This is a genomic window from Sulfitobacter sp. SK025 (assembly GCF_003352105.1).
In the GTDB taxonomy this organism is placed as follows: Bacteria; Pseudomonadota; Alphaproteobacteria; order Rhodobacterales; family Rhodobacteraceae; genus Sulfitobacter; species Sulfitobacter pontiacus.
Genome location: NZ_CP025808.1, coordinates 621,089 through 641,253 on the forward strand (window position 1 = coordinate 621,089; position 20,165 = coordinate 641,253).

Consider the following 20,165-nt stretch of genomic DNA (forward strand, 5'->3'; position numbering starts at 1 on the left):
GATGACCGATCAGCCCCCCGTCGCGCCGGATAAGACGAAAACCGAATTCTCGTTGCTGCAGCTGTTGCCCAACATGCTGACGATTGCCGCGATCTGTGCCGGTATTTCCGCGATCCGTTTCGCCGCCGAGGGGAATATCGCGCTGGCTGTGGCACTGATCACTCTGGCGAGTATCCTTGACGGGATGGACGGGCGCACCGCGCGCTATCTGGGCTTCAACAGCAAGATCGGGGCCGAGCTCGACAGTCTTGCGGATTTTGTGAACTTCGGTGTTGCCCCGCCTTTGGTGGTGTATTTCTGGGGGCTGCAGGATTCCTACCGCGCGGGCTGGCTGGCGGTGCTGGTCTTTGCGATCTGTTGCGTCATGCGGCTGGCGCGGTTCAACGTCGATTCCCGGACCAAAGACCCGCTGGACGATGGCGGCTATTTCACCGGTGTGCCGTCGCCTGCTGGTGCGATGCTGGTGATGCTGCCGATCTATCTGCCCTATGCCTTCGGCCCCGGTGCCGCGCTGCCCGACGTTGTATCCAGCCTGTATATCGTGCTGGTCGGCTGGGTCATGGTCAGCCGCATCCCCACGTGGTCGTTCAAATCGGTCAGCTTCTCGCGCGCCAACGTGACCTATTTCCTGATCTTCTTTACCGGCTTTATCGCCTGCCTGGTCAGCTTCCCCTGGGCCACATTGGTGATCTGCTGCTTTGCCTATGCAGGCAGCGTGCTGTGGGCCGTGATCGAGCTGAAGCTGGCCAAGCGCCGGGGCTGAGGATCAGCCCTGGCTATAGGTCGGGTGGAACATACCGGCGGGGGATTCGGTAAAGATCTCGTATCCGGTTTCGGTCACGCCGATAGAGTGTTCAAACTGCGCTGACAGGGATTTGTCGCGGGTGACCGCTGTCCAGTCATCGGCCAAGACCTTGGTCTCTGCGCGGCCCAGATTGACCATCGGTTCAATGGTAAAGAACATGCCGGGTTCCAGCACCGCACCGGTGCCGGGGCGGCCATAGTGCAGCACGTTTGGCGGTGCGTGGAACACGCGGCCCAGCCCGTGACCGCAGAAATCTGTCACAACGCTCATCCGGTGGGATTCCGCGAAGGTCTGGATCGCATGGCCGATGTCGCCAAAGGTATTGCCGGGCTTCACGACCTCGATCCCGCGCATCAGCGCGTCATGGGTTACGTTGATCAACCGCTCTGCCTTGCGCGACAGCTTGCCTGCGACATACATCCGCGAGGTATCGCCAAACCAGCCATCGACGATCACGGTGACGTCGATGTTCAGGATGTCGCCATCCTTCAGCTTTTTGTCACCGGGGATGCCGTGGCAGACGACATGGTTCAGCGAGATACAGCTGGCGTGTTGATAGCCCTTATACCCGATGGTGGCAGACTTCGCGCCGGCGTCTTCGATCATCTGCGTGATGACACCGTCAATGGCACCGGTGGTCTGTCCGACAAACACATGTTCGGCGATGTCATCAAGGATTTGCGCCGCCAGCTTGCCCGCCGCGTGCATCCCCGCGAAATCCGAGGGGTCGTAAATGCGAATGCCATCTTTGGTCTGGCGTCCTCGGTGTTCGTTCATCACCGCTGTCTCCGTCATATGAATTTGGTGCTGTCTAACCCGCTTGGCCCCCAAGAGCCAGTGCAGGCGGGTCGATTAGGGGGATTGCGCCCGCAACGCTGACCCCAAGGGGGCTGATATGGGTGCCGATGACATGGGTTTCCAGCCCTGCGGCGCGGGCGTCGGCAAAAGCGGCGGCATAGGCGGGATCGATATCGGCAGCCACGCTAAAGGCGCTGCAATCGGTCCGCTGCACCAGATACAGCAGCACGGCGCGGTGCCCGTCCCGCGCCATCTGCGCCAGCTCTCCCAGATGCTTTGCGCCGCGTTTGGTCACGCTATCGGGGAATTCGACCAGCCCCTCGCGGCGCGACAGGGTGGCGGATTTCACCTCGACATAGGCGTCGGGCAGGCCGGGCTCGGCCAGCAGAAAGTCGATGCGCGAGTTTTCACCGTATTTCACCTCGGGCCGCACGCTAGTGTAGCCCGCGAGCGGGGCGATCTGCCGATCCATTAACGCGGCCTTGATCGCACGGTTCGGCAGCGCGGTGTCGACGCCGGTGAAATGCCCGTTCTCGTGGTCAACCAGCCGCCAGCCGTAGTTCAGCTTACGCTTGGGGTCATCATTGGGCTCAAGCCAGATTTTCATGCCCGGTATGGCCAGCCCCATCATCGACCCGGGGTTGGCGCAATGAGCCGTCACCTCGGTGCCGTCCTCAAGCTGGCAATCGGCCAGAAACCGTTTGTAGCGGCGGATCAGGCGGGCGGGGACAAGTTCGGTTTGAAAGCGCATGGGGGGTGACCTATACCTCAATCAACGGCCCCTCAAGGAGACAGCCATGCCTAACCCCACTGCTGCGATGATCGTCATCGGCGATGAGATCCTGTCGGGGCGCACCCGCGATTCAAACATGCACCATTTGGCGGGGCAGTTGACTAGCGTCGGGATCGACCTGAAAGAAGTCCGTGTGGTGGGGGATGAAAACGGCACGATCATTGCCGCCGTGCAGGAACTGTCGCGCGTCTATGACAGCGTGTTCACCAGTGGCGGTATCGGGCCGACCCATGATGACATCACCGCCGATTGCATCGCCGCTGCGTTCAACAAGCATATCGACGTGCGCGAGGATGCCCGCGGCATTCTGGCCGACCACTACGCCAAAAGCGCGACAGAGCTGAACACCGCCCGTCTGCGCATGGCGCGTATCCCCGATGATGCCACGCTGATCGACAATCCCGTGTCGGCGGCACCGGGGTTCAAGCTGGAAAACGTCTATGTCATGGCCGGCGTCCCCGCCGTGTTCGAGGCGATGGTCGCCAGCGTTTTGCCAACCCTGACCGGTGGGGCCCCCCTGATCAGCGCCACCCATCGCATCGAACGCGGAGAGGGCGACATCGCCGGACCGTTGGGAGAGTTGGCGCATAGCTATCCCAACCTCTCTATCGGGTCCTACCCCTTCCAGAAAGACGGCAAATACGGCGCGCATATCGTGATCCGCGGCAATGATCAGGCCGAGGTCGACGCGGCGATGGCAAAGCTCGCGCAGGTGTTCCCGTGACCGATCTGGCGCAGCTTTATCAGGTCGTCGACCACACATGGCCCGCCGCGAAAATCTGGACCGAAACCGGCTGGACCCTGCGGGACGGGCAGGGCGGGGGCAAACGCGTCTCTGCCGCGACGATGGCCGAACCAAATGCGGATATCGGTCAGGCCGAGGCCGCGATGCACGCCATGAACCAGCGCCCGATCTTCATGATCCGCGACGGCGACGACACGCTGGATACAGAACTGGCCGCGCGCGGGTATGACATCGTCGATCCGGTGAATGTCTATATCGCGCCGGTCGGCAAGCTGACCGATGTGCCGATGCCGCGGGTGACCGCTTTCCAGATATGGGAGCCGCTGGCCATCATGACAGAGATTTGGGCCAAGGGCGGCGTGGGCCCTGAACGGATCAACGTGATGCACCGCGCCGCGACCAAAACAGCGATCCTGACCCGCTGGAACGAGATGCCCGGTGGCGTCGCCTTTGCCGCGCTGCATGATGGCGTATGCATGGTCCATGCGGTCGAGGTGCTGGAACACCAGCGCGGGCAGGGTGTCGCCAAATGGCTGATGCGCAGCGCCGGTTTCTGGGCGCAGGCGCAGGGGGCGACGCAGGTGGCGGTTCTTTGCACAAAGGCGAACGCGGCCGCGAACCGCCTGTATCAGGGTCTGGGCTTTGATCTGGTAGGGCACTATCATTACCGTCAATCCCCTGACTAAAGGAGCCGCCCCATGGCGCATGATGCCCCCACTGCCCTGAACCTGCCGATGGTCGATCCGCTGCCCGAGGACACGCAGAAATACTTTGATGTCTGTCAGGAAAAGCTGGGGATGGTGCCGAATGTGCTGCAAGCCTATGCCTTTGACATCGACAAGCTGAACGCCTTTACCGCGATGTACAACGACCTAATGCTGGGCGCGTCGAACCTTTCAAAGCTGGAACGCGAAATGATTGCGGTCGTCGTGTCGTCCGTGAACAAATGCTACTATTGCCTGACGGCCCATGGCGCGGCGGTACGGCAACTGTCGGGCAATCCGATCCTTGGGGAACAGATGGTGATGAACTGGCGTGTCGCCGATCTGGATGCGCGGCAAACGGCGATGCTGGCTTTTGCCGAACATCTGACCGTCGCCAGCGCCAAAACCACCGAGGCGGACCGGCAGGCGCTGCGCGATGTGGGCTTTTCCGACCGCGACATCTTTGACATCGCGTCGGTCACGGGTTTCTTCAATATGACCAACCGCGTCGCCAGCGCGACCGAAATGAAACCGAACGACGCTTACCACGCGCAATTCAGATGATCCTCTGGCGTGCCGGGCTGATCTGGCTTTTACTGGCGGGCACGGCCCATGCGCTGGATCTGTCGCTGCCCGCTGCGGCGCGGCAGACCGTGACGCGCGATACCGACCCTGACAGCTACCTTGCCCCGACCTCTGCCTTCGAGAACGGCGGCTTTGCCAGCGTCAAGATCGAAGGCGCGGTTGCGCGCTCTGCTTGGCGGTTAGAGGCTCCGGGCCTCACGCCCCTACAGATTATGCGGCCCCTGCGCACCCAGCTAGAGGACGCAGGCTACAGGATCGTGCTGGATTGCAGCGCCGAGGTCTGCGGCGGTTTCGATTTCCGCTTTGCGATCGAAACACTGCCCGCGCCGAACATGTATGTCGATCTGCGCCAGTACCAGTTTGTCACTGCCGTCAAAGGATCGCTGCAATCACCTGACGCCGTTGCGACCCTTCTGGTCAGCACAACCGATACCTCTGCCTATCTGCAGATCGTTGAGGCGGATGCGCAAGGCCAGGCGTCCAGCCCGTCGGTGCCAGAGGTGGCGGAAGACACCCAGGCCTTGGCCCCCGATGCCCCCGCACAAAGCCAGTCAGAGATGGCTGCGGCGTTGCAGAATACCGGCCATGTGGTGCTGGCTGCGCTTGATTTCGGCACCGGCACCGCGGCCTTGGGGCAGGGGGAGTTTGATGCGCTGGCCAATCTGGCGGCGGTGCTGAAAGACCAGCCCGATCTGCGGATTGTTCTGGTGGGCCACACCGATAGCGTCGGCGGGCTGCAAAACAATATTGCCCTGTCGCGAAGCCGCGCGGCGGCGGTGCGGCGGCGGCTGATCACGGCGCATGGCATCGCGGGCGACAGGATCGAGGCGCAGGGCATGGGCTATCTGTCGCCAATCGCGTCCAACCAGACCAAAGCGGGGCGCGACGCCAATCGACGGGTCGAGGCCGTGCTTTTACCCGCGCCCTGACCCCGAACAGAAAAATCCCCGCATCCCTGAAAAGGGAGCGGGGGCAGCCACATGTGGGCTCAGTTCACCGAGGGCAGTTGGTGATCTCGTGTTACCAGTCCGTTGGACCTTTTTCGGCAAAGGTATGGGCTAGAAAATCAATGAAGGCGCGCACTTTGGGCTGGGTGAACCGGCCCGGAGGATAGACGGCGTAGATGCCTTGGGTCTCAAGCGGGAGATCGGGGATCGCGTCTTCGACCAGCCCTTTCTCCATCGCGTCGGCATACAGAAAGCTCGGCAGGTAGGCGATGCCAAGGCCAGAGATGGCGGCGTTCAGCAGCGATTGCCCGTCGTTCACCGACAGCCAGCCAGCGGTGCGCACCTGACGCTTTTCGCCCGACGGCGAGGTCAGCTTCCACATATTGCCGCTGGACTGGTTGGAATAATGCAGCAGCTTGTGATCGTTCAGATCGTCGATCTTTTCGGGGCGGCCGTATTTCTCGAAATAGGCGGGGGAGGCGATCATGCGTTTGGTCGTCTCGGTCAGCTTGCGAGCCCGCAGGGTGCTGTCTTCCAGCTCTCCGATACGGACGGCCATATCGAAACCTTCGCTGATCAGTTCGACGTAGCGGTTGTTCAGCACCATGTTGACGGTGATATCGGGGAAATCGGCCAGAAACTCGGACAGGGCGGGTGACAGATGGTTCACCCCAAAATCCGTCGCGACCGAGATCCGCAAAAGGCCCGAGGGCGCGGATTGCATAGAGGTCACAAGCGCATCGGCTTCGCCCGCGTCATTCAGCACGCGCCGGGCACGGTCGTAATAGGCAAGCCCGATCTCTGTCGGACTGACGCGGCGGGTCGTGCGGTTCAGCAACCGCGCCCCAAGCCGCGCTTCAAGCGAGGATACGTGTTTGGATACGGCAGATTTGGAGATACCCATCTTCTTGGCCGCATCGGTAAAGCCACCCTGGTCCACGACCGTGGCGAATGCTTCCATCTCTGTCAGGCGGTCCATACCCGTCCCCTTTCATCATCTGCGTCTGGAAAGGGTATGGCGGCCAAATCAGGCAGGATCACGGCAGCGGTGAGACAGTGGAGAGGTATTTATAGGGATCGTTCGCGGCGGGGAAACAGGGCGCGCCGTGCTGTGGCTAAATCCAGCGAACCAGTTTCAGGACCAGAAACATCAGCAGTGCCAGCCCCGCCATGCCAAGACAGAGGATGGTAAACGCCCAAGGATGGTCCACCCCCGGCATCCCGGCAACGTTGACGCCGAACAGACCGGTCAGAAACCCCAGCGGCAGAAAGATCGCCGCGGCGACCGACAGCACATAGCCGTGGCGCGCTTGGCGCTGCGCGATATTGGCGTCGTGCTCTTCCTGAACCGACACCAGCCGGTCGCGCAGCTCGTCCAGCTCTTCTACCGCGATCAGCGCGCTGTTGGCCTGCTCGCGCAGCTCAAGCTGGCTTTCGTCGGGGATCAGCGGGATGTCAAAGGCGGCCAGCTTGGCCAGCGCCTCGCGTTGGGGGTCAAGATAGCGGCGCAGCCGGATCACGCTGCGCCGGATTTCGGGCAGCTCATGGGGCATCGGGGTGTTCTTGTCCTCTAGGTCGTCCTCGAAGAACTCCGCCTGTTCATCCAGCGTTGCAACATGTTCCTGCACCCGCAGGGTCAAGCGACCCACAAGCGCTTCGAGGAACTCGGCAGGGCTGGGAGGGGCCTTTTGCGCTTCGGCCTCGCGGCGGATGGCGTCTATGGCAAAGACCTTCTTGCGGCGCACGGTGATCAGCAGGTCGGAATCCACATACATCCGCACCGATACCATTTCATCCGCATCCTGCCCCTCGTTCATATTGATGCCGCGCAGGTTCAGGATCAGCCCGCCTTCAAACCGGTCACAGCGCGGGCGGGTCTGTTTCTGGATCAGCGATCCGGCGGGGATTTCATGCAGGTGTTCGCGGACCCAGGGTTCAAGCATCGGGTCGGCCAGATCAAAGTGCCACCAGCGGTAGATGCCCGGCCCCGTAAGATGCGTGTCGGTGGGCACTTGGGTCGTGCCATCGGCAAAGATATCGAAAACGCAAATCGGCATGGCCACACCCTGAAATATCTATTGATCCGGGCATTTTGACAGACCGGCGCGGAGGCGCAAGATGTGCTGCCCTTGTGGCGCGGGCGAAAGACGGGGCAGGCCACGACAGCCTGCCCCATTTTGGTCGACATACCTTACAGCGCAGCGGCCAGACGGGTGCCTTGGTCAATCGCGCGTTTCGCATCCAGTTCAGCCGCGACATCCGCGCCGCCGATAACATGGCACGGGATGCCCTTGACCTCTAGCGCGTCGGCCAGCGACCGGTCCGACAGCTGACCTGCACAAAGCACGATCGTATCCGCCGCGATCACCTGCGGCTTTTCACGCGCTTCGCCAAAGCTGATGTGCAGACCCTCTGCGTCGATCTTCTCGTAGTTGACGCCCGCGATCATCTGCACGTTCTTCATGGTCAGGGACGCGCGGTGGATCCAGCCGGTCGTCTTTCCCAAGCCCTTGCCGACCTTGGTGGTCTTGCGCTGCAGCATGGTAACTTCGCGCGCGGGGGCGTGCGGCTGCGGCCCTTCGGGCGCGAGGCCAGAGCGGTGATCGGCGGGGTCGGTGACGCCCCATTCCTTCATCCATTCGGGCAGGTTGGTGGTGGTGCTGTCCCCGTCATGCACCAGATGTTCAGACACATCGAAACCGATGCCGCCCGCGCCGATGACAGCGACACGCTGACCAGCGGTGGCGGTGCCGTTCAGGATGTCGATATAGCTGACCACATTGCCCGCGTCCTGACCGGGGATTTGCGGGTCGCGGGGGATAACGCCGGTGGCGATAATCACCTCGTCATACTCGCCCAGATCATTGGCCGAGACTTCGGTGTTCAGCTTCACGGTGACGTCGTATTTCTTGACCATCGCCCGATACCAGTCGACGAGGCCCCAGAACTCCTCTTTGCCGGCGACCTGCTTGGCAAGGTTCAACTGGCCGCCGATCTCGGCTGCGCGGTCAAAGACGGTGACCTTATGGCCGCGCTCTGCCGCGGTGATGGCGGCAGAGAGCCCCGCAGGGCCCGCGCCCACCACGGCGATTGTCTTGGCCGCGTCAACAGGATCGACGCGCAGTTCAGTCTCGTAGCAGGCGCGCGGGTTGACCAGACAGCTCGAGATTTTGCCGCCAAAGGTATGGTCCAGACAGGCTTGGTTGCAGGCAATACAAGGCGCGATCTCGGCCGATTTTCCGGCGGCGGCCTTGGCGACGAAATCGGCATCGGCCAGCATGGGCCGCGCCATCGACACCATGTCGGCACAGCCGTCCACCAGCACCTCTTCGGCGACCTCGGGCGTATTGATCCGGTTGGAGGTGATCAGCGGGATGTTCACCTGACCCATCAGCTTTTTGGTGACCCATGCAAAGGCCGCGCGCGGCACCGAGGTCTGGATCGTCGGGATGCGCGCCTCGTGCCAGCCGATGCCGGTGTTGATGATCGTGGCCCCTGCGGCCTCTACCGCCTTGGCAAGCTGCACGACCTCTTCAAAGGTTGAGCCGTTGGGGATCAGGTCGATCATCGACAAACGGTAGATGAGGATGAAATCGGGGCCGACGGCCTCGCGCACGCGGCGCACGACCTCGACGGGCAGCCTCATGCGGTTCTCGTACGACCCGCCCCATTCGTCAGTCCGTTTGTTGGTGTGGGTGACGAGGAACTGGTTCAGGAAATACCCTTCGGAGCCCATCACCTCTACCCCGTCATAGCCTGCCTGTTTGGCACGCAGGGCGCAGGCGGCGATATCGCTGATCTGCTTTTCGATGCCTTCCGCGTCCAGCTCTTTCGGCGCAAACATCGAAATGGGGGATTTGATCGCAGACGGGGCCACGCAATCGGGGCTGAAGGCATAGCGCCCGGCGTGCAGGATCTGCATCGCGATCTTGCCGCCTGCTTCGTGCACGCGGTCGGTGACGATACTGTGGTTGTCCACGTCCTTTTGCGACAGCATCATCGCGGCACCATGCGCGACAGACCCTTCGGGGTTCGGCCCGATGCCGCCCGTGACCATCAGCCCCACATCGCCACGCGCGCGGGTGGCGTAGAATTCGGCGACGCGGTTCCAGTCCTGTGTTTCCTCAAGCCCGGTGTGCATAGACCCCATCAACACGCGGTTCTTCAACGTCGTGAATCCCAGATCAAGCGGGGCAAGCAGGTGCGGATAGTCGGACATTTGGCAAACCTTTCGAGGGCTGAATGTAGGGTACTGGACCGTTCTGTGCGGCAGTTCACCCCAAGCCTGCGGTTCTGTCACGCACAACGCTGCGTAAGCCAATATACATGGGCGCGGGATTCGTGCTAACGCCGGTATGACTTCTCTTGCCGCGAAAGGCCCCCGATATGACGCCAGAAGAAATCGCCCGACTGCCCTATCGCCCCTGTGTCGGGGTCATGCTGGTCAACGCCGACGGGCATGTGTTTGTCGGGCAACGTCGGGACCGGGATCAGGACGCATGGCAGATGCCGCAAGGTGGCGTCGAAAAGGGCGAACACGCCGAAGTCGCCGCCCTGCGCGAGCTGGAGGAAGAGACAGGCATCCCCCCAAGCTCTGTCACCGTGGTGGCACAGACCGAGGGCTGGTTGCCCTATGACCTGCCGATCGAACTGGTGCCCAACATCTGGAAAGGCCGCTTCCGCGGGCAAGAGCAGAAATGGTTCCTGCTGCGCTTTCACGGGTCGGATGACGAGATCAACCTGGATACCGAACACCCCGAATTCTCGGACTGGCGCTGGTTGCCGGTGCGCGAACTGGTCGACAACATCGTCCCGTTCAAGCGCGAGGTCTATACTGCTGTGGTCAACGCCTTTGTGAGCCATTTCGCCGACGCCTGACAAAGGGGCGGGCCGCGTTCACCGTCTGCCCGATTGCATAGCGGATATGGGCCAATGTGCATGATCGGAAACCGATTGTGCTGATTAGACCGGCCGTGCGGGCGTCGCGTGCCTTTTTCGGCCGTCGCGAACTTGACGGGGCGGGGGCGGATAGGAAACAGGTGGCTATCGGCGCGCGACGTCGGACCGCTTTGCCACAGGAAAAATCCCGATGAAGACATATGCCCTGACCGTGACCTGCCCCTCTGCGCGCGGGGTTGTCGCGGCGATTGCGAATTATCTGGCCGATCAAGGCTGCAACATCTCGGACAGTGCGCAGTTCGACGATAAGGAAACCGGCGGTTTCTTCATGCGCGTCAGCTTTGAAAGCGAAGCCGAGGTTGATCTGGCGACCCTGTCAGACGGCTTTGCCGATGCGGCGCGGCCCTTTGACATGGCCTATGAGTTCCACGACGAGGCGGTGAAGATGAAGGTCGTCATCATGGTTTCGCGCTTCGGGCATTGTCTGAACGATTTGCTGTACCGCTGGCGTATTGGCGCGTTGCCGATCGATATTGTCGCGGTGGTGTCCAACCATATGGACTATCAAAAGGTCGTCGTGAACAACGACATTCCGTTCCACTGCATCAAGGTCACGCCGGAAAACAAAGCCGACGCCGAGGCGCGGATCATGGCTGTGGTGGAAGACGCGGGGGCCGAGTTGATTGTGCTGGCGCGCTACATGCAGATCCTGTCGGACGAGATGTGCCAGAAGATGTCGGGGCGGATCATCAATATCCACCATTCTTTCCTGCCCAGCTTCAAGGGGGCGAACCCGTATAAGCAAGCGTTCCAGCGCGGGGTCAAGCTGATCGGGGCAACATCGCATTACGTGACCGCCGATCTGGATGAAGGGCCGATCATCGAACAGGACATCGTGCGCGTCACCCATGCGCAATCCGCCGAAGACTATGTCTCGCTCGGGCGGGATGTCGAAAGTCAGGTATTGGCGCGGGCCATTCACGCGCATATCCACCGGCGCGTGTTTGTGAATGGCAACAAGACGGTGGTCTTCCCCGCCTCGCCGGGGTCTTACGCCTCTGAACGGATGGGGTGAGCCACGGGGGCGCTAGCCGATGGTCGGCACATGCGCCCCTGCGTCCTTGTCCAGCAGATCGATCAGCCGCGGATCATCCGCGACCTCGACCTGCCGCTTGAACGGGGTAAACCCGCTGCGGATGTAAAAGGACAGCGCCTGCGGACTGTCGAGCGTGCAGGTATGTAGATGAAACCGCGAGATCGGCCGCGCCCAAGCCGTGCGGATCGCGTGGTTCATCAGGTAGCGCCCGGCACCCGATCCGATCAGCGCGGGCGTCAGTCCGAAATAGGCCAGCTCGCACGTGCCATCAGCCGTGAACTTGAGCTCGAGCAGCGCCTCGTCGCGACCGTCCTTGGTCAGCGTGAAAAACTGCGTGTCCGCATCCGACAACAGCGCCTGCAATTCGGCGTCGGTTTTTGTGAGCCGTCCGAACCACAGCCAATCCTGTCCGACCCGCCGAAAGATATCACGGTACCAGTCCAGTGTCGGGGTCAACGCGCGCAAGGTCACGCCCTCGGGGGCGGGGACATCCCGCAGGGGGGCGGCCTCGCGCATCTCAAGATGTGTGACAACCATCGCCAGCTTGCCAAGCGGTACGTCGTGATATCCGTCGGTCAGCATCAGACCAGCCCTTTTTCCTTGAACAGATCCATCATCGAGGTCTGCGGGCGCGGGCCGATGTGGCTGATCACCTCGGCTGCGCAGATGTTGCCCATCTTGCCGCATGTCTCGAGGTCGCGACCCGTGGCCATGCCATAGAGGAACCCCGCCGCGAATTGATCGCCGGCACCTGTGGCATCCACGGGGGTCACCTTGGTCACGGGCACGTCGACACGTTCGCCCTTGCGGATCAGCGTCACGCCGTCGCCGGAACGGGTGCAGACGACCGTGTCACAGATCGCCGCCGTGCGGGTCAGCGCGTCTTCCAGATCGTCGGTTTCCCACAGGGCGCGGATCTCGGCCTCGTTGCCGATGACATAGCCCAGATCGTTTTCGATCAGCGCGAGGAAGTCATCCCGGTGGCGTTCTACGCAGAAGGGGTCGGAAATCGCGATCCCCGCCATGCCGCCGCCCGCCGTGGCCGCGCGGGCCGCTTCGCGGAAGGCGGTTTTGCCGGCGTCGTGGTCAAAAAGGTAGCCTTCGAGGAACATCAGCTTGGCGCTGGAGGCCACCGCCTGCGGAACGTCGTCCGAGGTAAGCCCCGTGGAGATCCCAAGATAGGTGTTCAAAGAGCGTTCCCCGTCCGGGGTCACAAAGATCATGCAGCGCGAGGTCGGGTTCTCGCCCCCGGTCACAGGCGCGTTGACAAAATCAATGCCGATGTCTGTCATCGCCTTGGCATAGAACTGCCCCAGATCATCGTCATTCACCCGCCCGATAAAGGCCGTGGGCAAGCCAAGCGCGCCGATGCCCGCAATGGTATTGGCGACCGACCCGCCGGGGGTCTGAAGACGGTCTTGCATTGTCGCATACAGGTTTTCGGCGCGGTCACGCTCGATCAGCTGCATAATGCCTTTTTCGATGCCGTTATCTTGCAGAAACGCGTCATCCGCATGCGAGATCACATCGACAACAGCGTTGCCGATGCCAACCACTTCGTATTGGGTCATTCGGTTTTTTCCTCATAGGGGCAAAGGTCACGGATGATGCAGGTTCTGCATAGGGGTTTGCGTGCTTTGCAATGGTATCGCCCGTGCAGGATCATCCAGTGGTGGGCATGGTGTTGGAAATCGACAGGGATATTATCCTCGATCGCGCGTTCTACTGCATCGACGGTTTTGCCGGGGGCGATGCGTGTGCGATTGCCGACGCGAAAGATATGCGTGTCCACCGCCTGCGCCGGATAATGCCACCACATGTTCAGCACAACATTCGCGGTCTTGCGGCCCACGCCGGGCAACGATTGCAGCGCCGCGCGGCTGTTGGGAACGACCCCGTCATAGTCATCCACCAGAATCTGGCTCAGCTTCATCACGTTCTTGGCCTTCTGGCGGAACAGGCCGATCGTCTTGATATGTTCGGTCAGCCCCTCCAGCCCGAGGTCCAGCATCTGCTGCGGGTGCTCGACAATCTCGAACAGGGATTTGGTGGCCTTGTTTACCCCCGCATCCGTGGCCTGCGCGCTCAGCGCGACAGCGACCAGCAACGTATAGACGTTGGTGTGATCCAGCTCGCCTTTCGGTTCCGCCTCGGCGTCCTGAAAGCGGGTGAAAATCTCGCGGATCGTGTGGTAATCAAGGGTTTTGGCCATGCGCCAAGGGTATGCGTGGTTTCGCCTCTCAGGGCAAGCCGCGCGCGGCGGATTTTACGGGCGTCGCTGCGGCAGGGGGCTGCGTCATTTGGCGCATGTTTCGGGTCGCGCGGGGGCGGGGCCTGCCGTAGTCTGCCCCTATGACACATGTACCACAGCACACGCCCCAAACCACCGCCCCCGAAGATGCCGCCACTGCAGACAGCAGCGCCTATCACTACGGTGTGATGCGGCGGGCGATTGATCTGATCGATGCCGCCGCCGACCCGCTGGCGCTGGATCAGATCGCGGGTGAAATGGGGATGAGCCCGGCGCATTTCCAGCGGCTCTTCTCGCAGTGGGTGGGGGTGTCGCCGAAACGCTATCAGCAATATCTGATGCTGGATCACGCCAAATCGCTGCTGCGCGACCGCTTTACCACGCTCGACACGGCGCACGAGCTGGGGTTGTCCGGCTCTGGCCGGCTGCACGACATGTTCCTGCGGTGGGAAGCCATGAGCCCCGGCGATTTCGCCCGCAAGGGCGACGGGCTTGTGATCTCGTGGGGGTGGTTCGACAGCCCCTTTGGCCCGGCGCTGGTTATGGGCACGCCGCGGGGGATCTGCGGGCTGGCTTTCTCGGCCGAGATGGGCACCGGTGCCGCGATGGAGGATTTGTGCCGTCGCTGGCCGGGTGCGACATTCCGCGAGGATCCGGCGGTGCTGCGCGACTGGGTGCAGATTGCCTTTGGCCTACAGGGAGACGGGACCGACAAAGCCCCGATGTATCTGATCGGCGCGCCCTTCCAGATCAAGGTGTGGGAGGCTTTGCTGGCGATCCCGTCGGGTCATGTGACCACCTATTCCGAGATCGCCCAGACCATCGGCACGCCCAAAGCGGTCCGCGCTGTGGGCACGGCGGTGGGGCGTAACCCGATCAGCTGGTTGATCCCCTGCCATCGCGCCCTGCGCAAATCCGGTGGGTTAGGGGGGTATCACTGGGGGCTGCCGGTCAAACGCGCCATGCTGGCCTTTGAATCCGCCCGCGTCGACGCGTGAGGGTATCGGCGGGTTGCTGCCTATGGGTTTGAAGCTGCCGGTTCAACGGGAACAAAGGCTGGTGTAAAGCGTTATGTGACGATTGCCTCGCCCGAACGGGGCCACAACTTAAAGGCAGAATAAGATATGACACTTTCGAAAACCTCCATTGCTGTAGCTCTGACAAGCGTTCTGGCGCTGGCTGCTTGTGAACCCGGTCCGATTGGCGGCAACCCCAACGACCCGAACGCCAACACACGTAACGGTGCGCTGATCGGTGCAGGTACCGGTGCTGTGATCGGTGCGCTGTCCAAAGGCGACGGCAACCGTGCGCAAGGTGCCTTGGCCGGTGCGGTCGCTGGCGGTGCATTGGGTGCTGGCTATGGCTATTCGCTGGACAAGCAAGAGGCCGACCTGCGCCGTCAGCTGGATTCCGACGTGATCATCACCAACACAGGTGACCGCCTGATCGTGACCCTGCCGCAGGACATCCTGTTCGCGACAGACAGCACGCAGGTTCAGGCCGGTATGCAAAACGATCTGGCCGCACTGGCGCGGAACGTGAACGTCTACAGCAACTCCACGCTACAGATTGTCGGTCACACCGATAGCGATGGCGAAGCGTCCTATAACCAGCAGCTGTCCGAAGGCCGTGCGCGCGCCGTCGCGAATGTGCTGGTGTCGAACGGCGTTCCCGGCAGCCGCATCCAATCCGTGGGCCGTGGCGAAAGCCAGCCGGTGGCAAGCAACCTGAACGCAGCGGGCAAAGCGCAAAACCGCCGCGTTGAAATCGTGATCCTGCCAAACGCTGCCTAAGCGTTAGCGACATGAACGTGAAAGGGCCTCGGCATCTGCCGGGGCCCTTTTGCGTTTGAGGGATGCCTTAGGGGGCTGACGGGCCGCCGCGGCGCTAGAGGTTGTCTTCGACGCGGAACCCATCGGGGATGGTATCGCGCCCGTCCAGCATCAGATCGGCCATGACCTCGGCCACTTTGGGGGCCATGCCGAACCCGATCTTGAACCCGCCATTGGCCACGAACTGCCCCGGAGCGCCGGGCAAGGGCCCCAGCATCGGGGCACGGCTGCGGCTGCGCGGGCGCACGCCGGCCCAGCGGGTGATCACCGGCGCATCTTGCAACACGGGCACTGCAGCGCGTGCGGCGGCGATCACGTCATCAAGCTGCGCGTCCGTCTCGGTGGGCGAGGTATACGCGCGCTCTGTCGTTGATCCGATGGCGGTGGTGCCGTCGCTATGCGGGATGATATGCACACCGCCCGCGAAAAGCTGTGGCAAGCCGCGCGCGTCATAGTCCAGCAGCGCGGCCTGACCCTTGACGCCTGCGCCGACCAGACGGCTATGATTGGCGGTCATATGCGCCAGCCCCGCGACGCCCGTCGCCCACAGCACCTGTCCGCGATCTTCGCCCTCCGCCTGCACCGTCACGCCTTTGGCCGCCAGTGCCCGCACCAGCGCGTCGCAGGCGTGGCGGGGGTGGATCAGACCGCTTAGCGTGTCGTGGATCAGCCAGCCGGTGGGGCTGTCAGGCTGCCACGGCGTGTCACTCGCGCGGATCACGGACCATGTGGCCTGACCCTGCCACAGCGCCTTGGCGGTTTCGGCCCGCTGCTGTGCCAGTGCCAATGTCGCGTCATCGGCTACGGGTTGCAGGCGCCCCTTGCGGGCATAGCCCGCGTTGCCACCGCCTGCCTGTTCAACCGCTTGCCAGAACCCTTTGGCCATCAGCAGGCTGTCGCGTTGAAAGGCTTTCTTGGCGTTCCAGTTTTCAGGCACATGCGGGGCCAGCGCGCCGACGATACCGCCGCTGCTGCCTGCGGCGGGCCCATTCGGGTCGATCACTTGCACCGTCGCGCTGCGTTGCACGCAGGCCCATGCCACGGATAGCCCGAATATCCCCGCGCCGCGTATCGTGATTTCGGCCATTGCCAATCCTTGCCCTTTTTGCGCAGTGTTCGGCAACGCCCATAGCACAAGGCCATCCCATGGAGAACCAGACAGCTGATATCGAATGGAAAGACAGCGGTGTGCCTGTGTCCTCCAAGTTCGACGACCCGTACTTCAGCCTCGACAACGGGGTAGAGGAAACGCAGCATGTCTTTATCGACGGGAATGACCTGACCAACCGCTTCCGTGACGGGTTCCGCATCGGAGAGTTGGGGTTCGGCACGGGGCTGAATTTTCTCGTGGCGTGGGACGCGTGGGCGCGGCAGGGCGCGAAGGGCACGCTGCATTTCACCTCGTTCGAAGCCTTTCCGATGTCGTCCGAGGATATGGCCCAAGCGCATCGGTCCTTTCCTGACTTCGACGGCAAGCGCGACGCCCTGCTGGACGCCTGGTCGCCCGAGGGTGGAGAGATGCGCTTTGGCGATGTGGTGCTGACCGTGGTGATCGGCGATGCGCGGCGTGCGGTGCCCGCGTGGGACGGGCTGGCGGATGCGTGGTTTCTTGACGGGTTTTCCCCCGCTAAAAACCCCGAGTTGTGGGAGCCGGAGCTGCTGCACGATGTAGCACGGCACACGGCACCGTTTGGCACGGCCGCGACCTATACCGCCGCTGGCGCGGTCCGTCGCGCGCTGGAAAGCGCGGGCTTCGCGGTCGAGCGCACGACCGGTTATGGACGCAAGCGGCACATGACGCGGGCTGTGCGCGTATGAGCATGGCCACCAACCGCGCGGCGGCTGCGGCGCAGTCGAACAATATCCCGCTTGGTATCACCTTGATGGTGATCACGACCCTTGTGTTTGCGGTGCAGGACGGGCTGTCGCGGCATCTGGCGTCAGAATACAACGTGATGATGGTGGTGATGATCCGCTACTGGTTCTTCGCGGCCTTTGTGATCGCGCTGGCCAAGCGCCATGCGGGCGGGTTGCGGGCGGCGGCGCGGACCAGCCAGCCGGTGCTCCAGATATTCCGCGGGCTGCTGCTGGCGGCCGAGATCTGCGTGATGATCGTCGCCTTTACGATCCTTGGCCTTGTGGAAAGCCACGCGGTCTTTACCTGTTATCCGCTGCTGGTTGCCGCCCTGTCCGGCCCCGTCCTGGGGGAGAGTGTCGGCTGGCGCAGATGGGCGGCGATCGGGGTCGGCTTTATCGGGGTGTTGATCATTCTGCAGCCGGGGATGAGCGTCTTTGACCCCGCCGCCGTAATCCCGCTGGTGGCGGCCGCGATGTTCGCGGTCTACGGGCTGCTGACCCGCTATGTCGGGCGCAAGGACAAGACCGCCACCAGCTTTTTCTGGACCGGCGTCACGGGGTCAGTGGCGATGACAGCCACGGGGCTGTGGTATTGGGAGCCGATGATCGCCAGCGACTGGCTGATCATGGGGTGCCTGTGCATCTCCGGTGTCACGGGCCACTGGCTGTTGATCCGCTGCTACGAAGTGGCCGAGGCGAGCGCGGTGCAGCCCTTTGCCTATTTGCAACTGGTCTTTGCCGCGATCATCGGCATCAGCGCCTTTGGCGAAACCGTGCGCCCCAATGTCGCCATCGGGGCGGCGTTGATCGTCGCGGCCGGGCTATTCACCTTTTGGCGCGAACGGCAGAAGGGTCGTGCCCGTTAGTTCCTCGGTAAAGGGTTGGGGCAGGGGGTCTTTGCCCATGCGCGCGCGGTAAACGGGCAGGCTTTCGGTCACCCGCATCACATAGTTCTGCGTCTCGCGAAAAGGGATCATCTCTATCCAGTCGACGATATCAATGTCGCCCTCGCGCGGGTCGCCATAGGTGTCCATCCAGCGCGTCGGACGCGAGGGGCCCGCGTTATACGCGGCTGATACCATGACCACATTCCCGTTAAACCGGCCCGCCATCTGCGACAGGTATTCGGACCCCAGCAAAGCGTTGTATTCGGGGTCGGCGGTCAGCCGGTCGGTGGTGTGCAGCGCGCTGATCTCCAGATCGCGCGCGACATCCTTGGCCGTGGCGGGCATCAGCTGCATCAGACCGCGTGCGCCCACATGGCTTTGCACCACGGGATCGAATTCGCTTTCGCGGCGGGCGATGGCCAGCACCATCTCGGGGGCCATGTTCAGGTCCAGCTTGATCGCATCATGCAGTGCGTAATAGGGGCCGGCGATGGTGATGCCCCGTTGCGCCACACGTTTGCCGATCATCACGGCCAGATGCGGCTGGCCCACGTCAATCGCGGCCTGTCCCAGAAGGGCAGCGTCTTCGGTGATCAACTGCTCTGCCAGATGGGTCCAGAACCGTTCCGCGGTCGACAGCTCGCCCGAGGCTTGCAGCAACAGTCCCGCCTGAAACAGCGGTGCCTGTGCCAGCGCCGATGTGCGCCAGTCCTGTTCAGGGGGCGCGCCTGCAAGGCTTGTGTCGAACGGCAGATTGCCCCGCTCTGCCGCAAGCAGACCGTAGAAAGAGGATTGGAACTTCGCGCCTTGGGCATAGGCTTTGGCCGCGCCCTCGGCATCGCCCATGGCCTGATACGCGCGGCCCTGCCAATAGCCCGCACGCCCTTGGCTGATGGGGGATTCGACCGCGCCGTCATGGGCCTGAAAGTGACCAAGCGCCAGCTTGGGGTCTTTGAGAAACCGCAGCGCGATATAGCCCGACAGCCATTCAAGGTCCGCGAAATGTGACCCTTCGGACAGGAAGTGTTTCGACGCCATCTGATAGGCCCGCGCCGGATCGCCATTGCGCATTTCATCCCGCGCCAGCGCGCGGCGGCGGTTGGCCCATGCGGCGGGCTGACCAAGGGCCGCAGCGCTGACCGATTGCGACAGCATCAGATCCTTGGCGCTGTCGCCGTAGCCTTTGCGGATACGCCATTCGAAGCGGTCGGCCTGTAGCCCCGGATCACCGGCCTTGCTGGCGGGCAGCGCGTCGATCAGGGCGTTTACGTCGCCGTCCAGATTTTGCAAGGCGATGCGGGTTTCGGCCAGCGCCTTGTCGGCATCACTGACCAGATCGAACATCTGGCGGGCTTCGGCGTGTTCCCGTTGCCATAGCATCTCGTCCAGGCGGGCGGCGTGGTGCGGTTTCAGCAAAGGTCCATGCGCGTCAATGAACTTTGCCTGATCGTTCCCGCTCATGGGCAGGGTACGCCACGCCAGCACCAGCCGCGCCTGCGCCTCGCCCAGACGATCCGCACGCAGCAGCGCTGCGGCATGGGCCAGCACACCCTCGGGCGTCTGCGGGCGCTGACCGGTAAAGAAATCCAGTATCGCCTTGTCACCCTCGCGGATCACGGCCTCTTCGGACTGTCTGCGCAGATAGGCCTCGCCCGGCCAATCAGGGCGGCGGCGCAGGAAATCTGTCACCTCGGCATAGGTGCCCCGACCAGCGCGCAGGCGGTGCCATTCGATCACATCTACCGCAACGGCCCCGTCACGGCGCGCGATCAGGGCGGCATTATCCCAGCTGCCCGCGCGCATGGCGTCCATCGCCCATCCCAGCGGACGCGGCCTTTCGGCGTGGGCCGGAAGGGCGAGGGCAAAAACCATCGTCAGCGTCGCCAAGGCGCGTCTCATCACTTGCATTTCCTACTGGTCAAAGGCTACAGCCTTGCAACATACGGCGCGGCGCGGGGGTTTCAAC

Annotated in this window: 21 protein-coding genes; 11 read left to right on the top strand and 10 right to left on the bottom strand. The window is 62.7% G+C overall.

Features of this window, described 5'->3' with window-relative positions; genetic code table 11:
- Position 1 precedes the first annotated feature (1 nt).
- Positions 2-763: a CDP-diacylglycerol--serine O-phosphatidyltransferase gene (pssA, locus tag C1J04_RS02885; protein WP_005851102.1), complete on the top strand. Its 762-nt coding sequence runs from the start codon at positions 2-4 to the stop codon at positions 761-763.
- 3 nt (positions 764-766) lie between these two features.
- Here the strand turns inward: pssA and map are convergent, their stop codons facing one another.
- Both map and sfsA read right to left on the bottom strand, forming a co-directional pair.
- Positions 767-1,582, bottom strand: a complete 816-nt coding sequence (map, locus tag C1J04_RS02890) for a type I methionyl aminopeptidase (RefSeq protein ID WP_037954559.1) — start codon at positions 1,580-1,582, stop codon at positions 767-769.
- 34 nt (positions 1,583-1,616) lie between these two features.
- Entirely contained in the window at positions 1,617-2,354 is a 738-nt protein-coding gene (sfsA, locus tag C1J04_RS02895) for a DNA/RNA nuclease SfsA (protein WP_009825882.1), read from the bottom strand.
- A 46-nt stretch (positions 2,355-2,400) separates the two neighbouring features.
- Here sfsA and C1J04_RS02900 point away from each other — a divergent pair, with 46 nt between their 5' ends.
- The 4 genes from C1J04_RS02900 to C1J04_RS02915 are packed head-to-tail and all read left to right on the top strand — an operon-like array spanning position 2,401 to position 5,359.
- Positions 2,401-3,120 carry a competence/damage-inducible protein A gene (locus C1J04_RS02900; RefSeq protein WP_037954089.1) on the top strand — a complete coding sequence of 240 codons (720 nt, stop codon included), beginning with the start codon at positions 2,401-2,403 and terminating at the stop codon, positions 3,118-3,120.
- On the top strand, positions 3,117-3,827 hold the full coding sequence (locus C1J04_RS02905; RefSeq protein ID WP_009825884.1) for a GNAT family N-acetyltransferase: 711 nt from the start codon (positions 3,117-3,119) through the stop codon (positions 3,825-3,827). The genes C1J04_RS02900 and C1J04_RS02905 overlap by 4 nt, the downstream gene beginning before the upstream one ends.
- A gap of 12 nt (positions 3,828-3,839) precedes the next feature.
- Complete coding sequence (locus tag C1J04_RS02910) at positions 3,840-4,409, top strand: peroxidase-related enzyme (RefSeq protein ID WP_009825885.1); 570 nt, start codon at positions 3,840-3,842, stop codon at positions 4,407-4,409.
- Entirely contained in the window at positions 4,406-5,359 is a 954-nt protein-coding gene (locus tag C1J04_RS02915) for an OmpA family protein (RefSeq protein WP_009825886.1), read from the top strand. Before C1J04_RS02910 ends, C1J04_RS02915 begins: the two co-directional genes overlap by 4 nt.
- A 91-nt stretch (positions 5,360-5,450) precedes the next feature.
- On the opposite strand, the gene C1J04_RS02920 is transcribed toward C1J04_RS02915, so the two are convergent.
- The 3 genes from C1J04_RS02920 to C1J04_RS02930 form a co-directional block, all read right to left on the bottom strand.
- Positions 5,451-6,356, bottom strand: a complete 906-nt coding sequence (locus C1J04_RS02920; RefSeq protein WP_005851116.1) for a LysR family transcriptional regulator — start codon at positions 6,354-6,356, stop codon at positions 5,451-5,453.
- Positions 6,357-6,492: 136 nt separating this feature from the next.
- Positions 6,493-7,434, bottom strand: a complete 942-nt coding sequence (locus C1J04_RS02925) for a zinc transporter ZntB (RefSeq protein ID WP_009825887.1) — start codon at positions 7,432-7,434, stop codon at positions 6,493-6,495.
- Between the two features lie 134 nt (positions 7,435-7,568).
- A complete protein-coding gene (locus C1J04_RS02930) occupies positions 7,569-9,596 on the bottom strand; it encodes an NADPH-dependent 2,4-dienoyl-CoA reductase (protein WP_009825888.1) in 2,028 nt (675 codons plus the stop codon).
- 167 nt (positions 9,597-9,763) lie between these two features.
- On the opposite strand from C1J04_RS02930, the gene C1J04_RS02935 reads away from it, so the two are divergent.
- Both C1J04_RS02935 and purU read left to right on the top strand, forming a co-directional pair.
- The gene (locus C1J04_RS02935; RefSeq protein ID WP_009825889.1) at positions 9,764-10,255 is read left to right on the top strand and encodes an RNA pyrophosphohydrolase; all 492 of its coding nucleotides are present in this window, start codon (positions 9,764-9,766) and stop codon (positions 10,253-10,255) included.
- A 211-nt stretch (positions 10,256-10,466) separates the two neighbouring features.
- Complete coding sequence (purU, locus tag C1J04_RS02940) at positions 10,467-11,351, top strand: formyltetrahydrofolate deformylase (RefSeq protein WP_005851123.1); 885 nt, start codon at positions 10,467-10,469, stop codon at positions 11,349-11,351.
- A gap of 12 nt (positions 11,352-11,363) precedes the next feature.
- Here purU and C1J04_RS02945 read toward each other — a convergent pair whose 3' ends face one another.
- The 3 genes from C1J04_RS02945 to nth are packed head-to-tail and all read right to left on the bottom strand — an operon-like array spanning position 11,364 to position 13,584.
- Positions 11,364-11,954: a GNAT family N-acetyltransferase gene (locus C1J04_RS02945; protein WP_037964746.1), complete on the bottom strand. Its 591-nt coding sequence runs from the start codon at positions 11,952-11,954 to the stop codon at positions 11,364-11,366.
- Complete coding sequence (locus tag C1J04_RS02950; protein WP_009825891.1) at positions 11,954-12,943, bottom strand: adenosine kinase; 990 nt, start codon at positions 12,941-12,943, stop codon at positions 11,954-11,956. Before C1J04_RS02950 ends, C1J04_RS02945 begins: the two co-directional genes overlap by 1 nt.
- Positions 12,940-13,584 (bottom strand): endonuclease III, encoded by a 645-nt coding sequence (gene nth / locus C1J04_RS02955; protein ID WP_005851129.1) that lies wholly within the window; start codon positions 13,582-13,584, stop codon positions 12,940-12,942. The genes C1J04_RS02950 and nth overlap by 4 nt, the downstream gene beginning before the upstream one ends.
- A 140-nt stretch (positions 13,585-13,724) precedes the next feature.
- Here nth and C1J04_RS02960 point away from each other — a divergent pair, with 140 nt between their 5' ends.
- Complete coding sequence (locus C1J04_RS02960) at positions 13,725-14,621, top strand: methylated-DNA--[protein]-cysteine S-methyltransferase (protein WP_009825892.1); 897 nt, start codon at positions 13,725-13,727, stop codon at positions 14,619-14,621.
- 126 nt (positions 14,622-14,747) lie between these two features.
- Complete coding sequence (locus C1J04_RS02965; RefSeq protein ID WP_005851133.1) at positions 14,748-15,416, top strand: OmpA family protein; 669 nt, start codon at positions 14,748-14,750, stop codon at positions 15,414-15,416.
- A 94-nt stretch (positions 15,417-15,510) separates the two neighbouring features.
- Here C1J04_RS02965 and C1J04_RS02970 read toward each other — a convergent pair whose 3' ends face one another.
- Complete coding sequence (locus tag C1J04_RS02970) at positions 15,511-16,542, bottom strand: NAD(P)/FAD-dependent oxidoreductase (RefSeq protein WP_009825893.1); 1,032 nt, start codon at positions 16,540-16,542, stop codon at positions 15,511-15,513.
- A gap of 59 nt (positions 16,543-16,601) precedes the next feature.
- Between C1J04_RS02970 and mnmD the strand changes: the two genes are divergently transcribed.
- Positions 16,602-17,273, top strand: coding sequence for a tRNA (5-methylaminomethyl-2-thiouridine)(34)-methyltransferase MnmD (mnmD, locus tag C1J04_RS02975; protein WP_009825894.1), 672 nt, complete (start codon positions 16,602-16,604; stop codon positions 17,271-17,273).
- Positions 17,270-18,178: a DMT family transporter gene (locus C1J04_RS02980; RefSeq protein WP_114865242.1), complete on the top strand. Its 909-nt coding sequence runs from the start codon at positions 17,270-17,272 to the stop codon at positions 18,176-18,178. Before mnmD ends, C1J04_RS02980 begins: the two co-directional genes overlap by 4 nt.
- Here the strand turns inward: C1J04_RS02980 and C1J04_RS02985 are convergent.
- On the bottom strand, positions 18,134-20,107 hold the full coding sequence (locus C1J04_RS02985; RefSeq protein ID WP_009825896.1) for a transglycosylase SLT domain-containing protein: 1,974 nt from the start codon (positions 20,105-20,107) through the stop codon (positions 18,134-18,136). The two genes, C1J04_RS02980 and C1J04_RS02985, sit on opposite strands and share 45 nt — an antisense overlap.
- Between the last annotated feature and the right edge of the window lie 58 nt (positions 20,108-20,165).

Excerpts from the sequence above, each read along its gene's own strand:
- nth (WP_005851129.1), bottom strand. The coding sequence starts at position 13,584 with ATGGCCAAAACCCTTGATTACCACACGATCCGCGAGATTTTCACCCGC.
- C1J04_RS02920 (WP_005851116.1), bottom strand. The coding sequence starts at position 6,356 with ATGGACCGCCTGACAGAGATGGAAGCATTCGCCACGGTCGTGGACCAG.
- sfsA (WP_009825882.1), bottom strand. The coding sequence starts at position 2,354 with ATGCGCTTTCAAACCGAACTTGTCCCCGCCCGCCTGATCCGCCGCTAC.
- C1J04_RS02965 (WP_005851133.1), top strand. The coding sequence starts at position 14,748 with ATGACACTTTCGAAAACCTCCATTGCTGTAGCTCTGACAAGCGTTCTG.
- C1J04_RS02985 (WP_009825896.1), bottom strand. The coding sequence starts at position 20,107 with ATGCAAGTGATGAGACGCGCCTTGGCGACGCTGACGATGGTTTTTGCC.
- C1J04_RS02930 (WP_009825888.1), bottom strand. The coding sequence starts at position 9,596 with ATGTCCGACTATCCGCACCTGCTTGCCCCGCTTGATCTGGGATTCACG.
- C1J04_RS02945 (WP_037964746.1), bottom strand. The coding sequence starts at position 11,954 with ATGCTGACCGACGGATATCACGACGTACCGCTTGGCAAGCTGGCGATG.
- C1J04_RS02980 (WP_114865242.1), top strand. The coding sequence starts at position 17,270 with ATGAGCATGGCCACCAACCGCGCGGCGGCTGCGGCGCAGTCGAACAAT.
- C1J04_RS02970 (WP_009825893.1), bottom strand. The coding sequence starts at position 16,542 with ATGGCCGAAATCACGATACGCGGCGCGGGGATATTCGGGCTATCCGTG.
- map (WP_037954559.1), bottom strand. The coding sequence starts at position 1,582 with ATGAACGAACACCGAGGACGCCAGACCAAAGATGGCATTCGCATTTAC.
- mnmD (WP_009825894.1), top strand. The coding sequence starts at position 16,602 with ATGGAGAACCAGACAGCTGATATCGAATGGAAAGACAGCGGTGTGCCT.
- C1J04_RS02910 (WP_009825885.1), top strand. The coding sequence starts at position 3,840 with ATGGCGCATGATGCCCCCACTGCCCTGAACCTGCCGATGGTCGATCCG.
- C1J04_RS02900 (WP_037954089.1), top strand. The coding sequence starts at position 2,401 with ATGCCTAACCCCACTGCTGCGATGATCGTCATCGGCGATGAGATCCTG.
- pssA (WP_005851102.1), top strand. The coding sequence starts at position 2 with ATGACCGATCAGCCCCCCGTCGCGCCGGATAAGACGAAAACCGAATTC.
- C1J04_RS02925 (WP_009825887.1), bottom strand. The coding sequence starts at position 7,434 with ATGCCGATTTGCGTTTTCGATATCTTTGCCGATGGCACGACCCAAGTG.
- C1J04_RS02950 (WP_009825891.1), bottom strand. The coding sequence starts at position 12,943 with ATGACCCAATACGAAGTGGTTGGCATCGGCAACGCTGTTGTCGATGTG.
- C1J04_RS02935 (WP_009825889.1), top strand. The coding sequence starts at position 9,764 with ATGACGCCAGAAGAAATCGCCCGACTGCCCTATCGCCCCTGTGTCGGG.
- C1J04_RS02915 (WP_009825886.1), top strand. The coding sequence starts at position 4,406 with ATGATCCTCTGGCGTGCCGGGCTGATCTGGCTTTTACTGGCGGGCACG.
- purU (WP_005851123.1), top strand. The coding sequence starts at position 10,467 with ATGAAGACATATGCCCTGACCGTGACCTGCCCCTCTGCGCGCGGGGTT.
- C1J04_RS02960 (WP_009825892.1), top strand. The coding sequence starts at position 13,725 with ATGACACATGTACCACAGCACACGCCCCAAACCACCGCCCCCGAAGAT.